This window comes from Arthrobacter sp. Y3225116 (genome assembly GCF_059091245.1).
In genome coordinates this window covers 1-2,475 of the sequence record NZ_JBNHGL010000338.1, presented here as the reverse complement: position 1 = coordinate 2,475, position 2,475 = coordinate 1, and the positions used below count along the sequence as shown (strand labels likewise).

The window sequence follows — 2,475 nt, the reverse complement described above, 5'->3', positions numbered from 1 at the left end:
GGCAGCGCTGCTGTCGCGGTGGCGGGGCCACGGGGCGGGACCGGACCGCGCGGACGGGGCGGACACCTCCGATACCACCGTCGTCAGTTTCCCCGAACCGGCCGCGCGCAAGACGCGGCGCCGGCTGTTGATCGCCGCCGGGATTGTGGCCGTGCTCTTCGCCGTCTTGATGTCGGTGATCTTCCTGTCGCCGGCGCTGGCCGTGAAGACGATCACCGTCGAGGGCGCCGAATTGACCGAAAAAGCAACGCTCACCGAGGCGCTGCAACCGCTCATGGGAACGCCGCTGGCCCGCATCGGAGAACGCGACGTCCATGCCCGGGTGGACCACCTGCCGGCGGTGGAGTCGGTGGAAGTGATCGCCAGGCCGCCGTCGGAACTGCACGTTCGGATCATCGAGCACACCCCCGTGGCCGTGCTGAAGGACGGCAAGAAATTCGTACTGATCGACGAGTCGGGGACGGAACTTGCGTCGGTCGCCAAGCGCAGCGAGGCAAAACTGCCCTTGATCGACGGCGCGAAGGCCGCCGAAAACCCGGATGTCTTCGCGTCCATCACCGGGGTGCTCGCCGCGCTGCCGCCCGACGTCCTGAAACAGCTCAAGCACGCCTCCGCGCAGTCGGTGGACTCGGTGGAACTCCAGTTGGCCAGCGGCCAGAAAGTGCTGTGGGGGAACGCGCAGGAGCAGGAACTCAAGGCCACCGTCCTGCAGGCGCTGCTGCGGGCAAAAGACGTGAAAGACAAGGCGAGCGTCATCGATGTGAGCACGCCCACACGCCCGGTGACGCGTTGAGCAGGAGACGGGAAATGCGCAACATGGTGGGAACGCGCGACACGCGGAGCAAGGTCGTTGTGTGGGCCGGGGCTTGCGTCTAGCGTCTCGAATAGGAACTACTTGACATAACTCTAACCTTCAAGTTGAAGGTTAAGGTTAGGTGAAACTACCGGACAGGGTACCCGCCCGCTCCGGCAGAACTGATCAGTGCACAGACTCGAGCAAGGGACACAGGACGTGGCAGCACCGCAGAATTACTTGGCCGTCATCAAGGTCGTCGGCATCGGCGGCGGTGGCGTGAATGCCGTCAACCGGATGATCGAGGTGGGACTCCGCGGCGTGGAGTTCATCGCCATCAACACCGACGCTCAGGCACTGCTGATGAGTGACGCCGACGTCAAGCTCGACGTCGGGCGCGAACTCACCCGGGGTCTTGGTGCCGGCGCCGACCCGGAGGTGGGCCGAAAGGCCGCCGAGGACCATGCCGAAGAGATCGAGGAAGTGCTGCGCGGGGCGGACATGGTCTTCGTGACCGCCGGCGAAGGCGGCGGCACCGGCACCGGCGGCGCACCGGTGGTGGCCCGGATCGCGCGCTCGCTCGGCGCCCTGACCATCGGCGTTGTCACCCGCCCGTTCACGTTCGAGGGCCGCCGCCGGTCGAACCAGGCCGAAAGCGGCATCGAGACGCTGCGCGACGAAGTCGACACCCTCATCGTGATCCCCAACGACCGTCTGCTGTCCATCAGCGACCGCAACGTCTCCATGCTCGATGCCTTCCGGTCCGCCGACCAGGTGCTGCTCTCCGGCGTGCAGGGCATCACCGATCTGATCACCACCCCGGGCCTGATCAACCTTGACTTCGCGGACGTGAAGTCCGTCATGCAGGGCGCCGGCTCGGCGCTGATGGGCATCGGCTCCGCCCGCGGCGAGGACCGGGCCGTCAAGGCCGCCGAGCTGGCGATCGCGTCTCCGCTGCTGGAAGCGTCGATCGACGGTGCGCACGGCGTGCTGCTGTCGATCCAGGGCGGATCGGACCTGGGCCTGTTCGAGATCAACGAGGCCGCCCGGCTGGTGCAGGAAGTCGCACACCCCGAGGCAAACATCATCTTCGGCGCCGTCATCGACGATGCACTCGGCGACGAAGCCCGGGTGACCGTCATCGCCGCCGGCTTTGACCAGGTGGACGTCACCTCCGCTCCGACCCAGAAGCCGGCCGCAGCCCCGGCCGGTACGCCCGCCGTTCCGGCCGCCCAGCCGTCCGTGCCGGTCTCGGAGCCCATGGAGCACAGCTTCAGCGGTTCCATGCCGCAGCACCACGTTCCCGCCGATGCGGGCTTCGACATGGACCTGCCGGCCATCGTCGAGCCGGACCTGAGCGCGGGCCGCGTCGACGACCTGGACGTTCCGGACTTCCTGAAGTAAACCCTCAGGCGGGTCCGGCAGTGTTTTGGTGGAAGCAGCGGGTCCACACCGGCGTGTGGGCCGCCTTTACCGACCGCTCGGCCGGGAACCTTGGCCTGCATGTCGGGGACGACCCCGACACGGTGCTCCGGCGGCGCGCGGCGCTGGAAGACGCCATGTCCGTACCGGCCGGTTCGCTGCGGTTCATGAACCAGGTGCATTCGGCCGTCGCGGCGGTCATCCCCGCCGGCGGCGGGGATGCCGACACCACTGAAAGAGCCGCGCCGGCCGACGCGCTG

General features: G+C 67.7%; 3 protein-coding genes. All 3 read left to right on the top strand.

The genetic code is table 11. The features are described 5' to 3' along the window. A partial coding sequence (locus AC5RV2_RS17040) for a cell division protein FtsQ/DivIB (RefSeq protein WP_494093323.1) occupies positions 1-793 on the top strand: 793 nt, incomplete at its 5' end. Positions 794-1,012: 219 nt separating this feature from the next. Beyond that, positions 1,013-2,197 (top strand): cell division protein FtsZ, encoded by a 1,185-nt coding sequence (gene ftsZ, locus AC5RV2_RS17035; RefSeq protein ID WP_494093322.1) that lies wholly within the window; start codon positions 1,013-1,015, stop codon positions 2,195-2,197. A 20-nt stretch (positions 2,198-2,217) separates the two neighbouring features. After that, the coding region (locus AC5RV2_RS17030; protein ID WP_494093321.1) for a laccase domain-containing protein at positions 2,218-2,475 on the top strand (258 nt) is incomplete at its 3' end.